At 68.6% G+C, this 1,437-nt stretch carries 1 protein-coding gene and 1 pseudogene; both read right to left on the bottom strand.

The window, feature by feature from the left end; genetic code table 11:
* Position 1 precedes the first annotated feature (1 nt).
* Positions 2 to 196, bottom strand: a complete 195-nt coding sequence (locus L332_RS30970; protein ID WP_407637625.1) for a helix-turn-helix domain-containing protein — start codon at positions 194 to 196, stop codon at positions 2 to 4.
* Positions 176 to 1,192, bottom strand: a pseudogene (locus L332_RS21180) (IS110 family RNA-guided transposase); the annotation flags it as partial. The pseudogene L332_RS21180 and the gene L332_RS30970, both read right to left, overlap by 21 nt.
* Positions 1,193 to 1,437 lie beyond the last annotated feature (245 nt).

Here is a 1,437-nt window from a genome sequence, read left to right as displayed (position 1 = left end):
GTCAAGCGGCGGTGAGCCATTGGCGGTAGCGCTCGGCCAAGGCGTCGTCGCGGCGTTCGCCTCGTTCGATCCGGGAGATGGCTGATGGCCAGCTCTGGAGTGCTTGCGCGGCGGTGGCGAGGGTGAGGCCTCGGGCGTGACGGAGGGGTCTTAGGTCGTCGATGGTGGGCACGGGCTGAGGCTGGACGATGTGCATGAAGATCTCGTCGGCGATGTAGCGCTTGAGGCAGCGGATGATCTCCGGCATGGTCTTGCCCTGCTCAGTGCGATTCGCGACGTAGTCCCGGGTGCGTTGCTCCGAGCTCATGCGTACGAGCGCGATCCGGTAGAGCGCGTTGTTCGCCTGCCGATCGCCGCCGCGGTTGAGGCGGTGGCGGGTGGTCCTGCCGGACGAGGCTGGGATCGGTGAGACGCCGCAGAGTGCCGCGAACGCGGGCTTCGAGCGCATGCGCTCTGGGTTGTCGCCGGCGGTCACGAGCAGCTGGGCGCCGGTGACCGGTCCAACTCCGTAGGCCGCTCGCAACGCTGGCGCTGCGGAGGTGACGAGCGGATCGAGCAGCCGGTCGAGGTCGTCGACCTCCGCCCGGAGGGCCTGTGCTCGCCGTGCGAGGCTTCGCAGGGCGAGCTGGAGCGGCTCATCTGAACGGGCCGCGGCGAGCCGCCGCAGTCGCTGCTCATCGCTCAGCGGTCGGAGCCTTGCTCGCAGCTGCTCTGGTGCGGTGACGATTAGCGCCTTGATCTGCGCGAGCGCAGCCGTGCGGGCCTTCAACGCTGAGCGGCGTGCGACTAGCACCACCCGGATCTGCTCGACCTGCCCATCGCGCGTCTTCGGCGTCGGCATGTCGTCGTCAGCCAGCGCGACCGCGGCGGCCGCGTATGCGTCGGCCGAGTCGGACTTGCCGCGACGGCGGCGCTGCTGCCGGGACGGCCGGATCACCTCCCGCACGTCGACACCCGCCGCCCGGAGATGATCAGCGAGACCGGCGCCGTACGAGGCGGTGCCCTCGACGCCGACGCGACGGATGCGGCCGAAGGAGCCAGCGAACGCGAGCAGCGCGGCGTAGCCGGCGCCGGTCGCGGGGAACCCGCTATCGCTGAGCCGGCGCCCTGTCGCATCGACCACCGCCGCGTGCAACGTGTCGGCGTGCGTGTCCACGCCGACGATGACTTCTCGGTCCTGGCTTGCCATCATGGTTGAGCCCTCATCTCATCTCTGGGCACCCGGCCAGGCGGGCAGACAGGACGTTGATGGGGCCTCTGAACCAGGCTCCTATGAGGTCATGACCGTCTGGCCGGCACCTACTTGCAGAAGCTCGTCGGCCGTGGACAGATCAAGTGAAAGACACGAAGTCAGTCAGTGGCTGAGCCACACGACCGACGAGCATCTCCATCATCAACGTCAGTGGTGCGTGGTGGAATGCGTGCATGGATGAGTGG

This window comes from Agrococcus pavilionensis RW1 (assembly GCF_000400485.1).
Taxonomy (GTDB): Bacteria; Actinomycetota; Actinomycetes; order Actinomycetales; family Microbacteriaceae; genus Agrococcus; species Agrococcus pavilionensis.
This window is presented reverse-complemented; position numbering and strand designations above follow the sequence as displayed.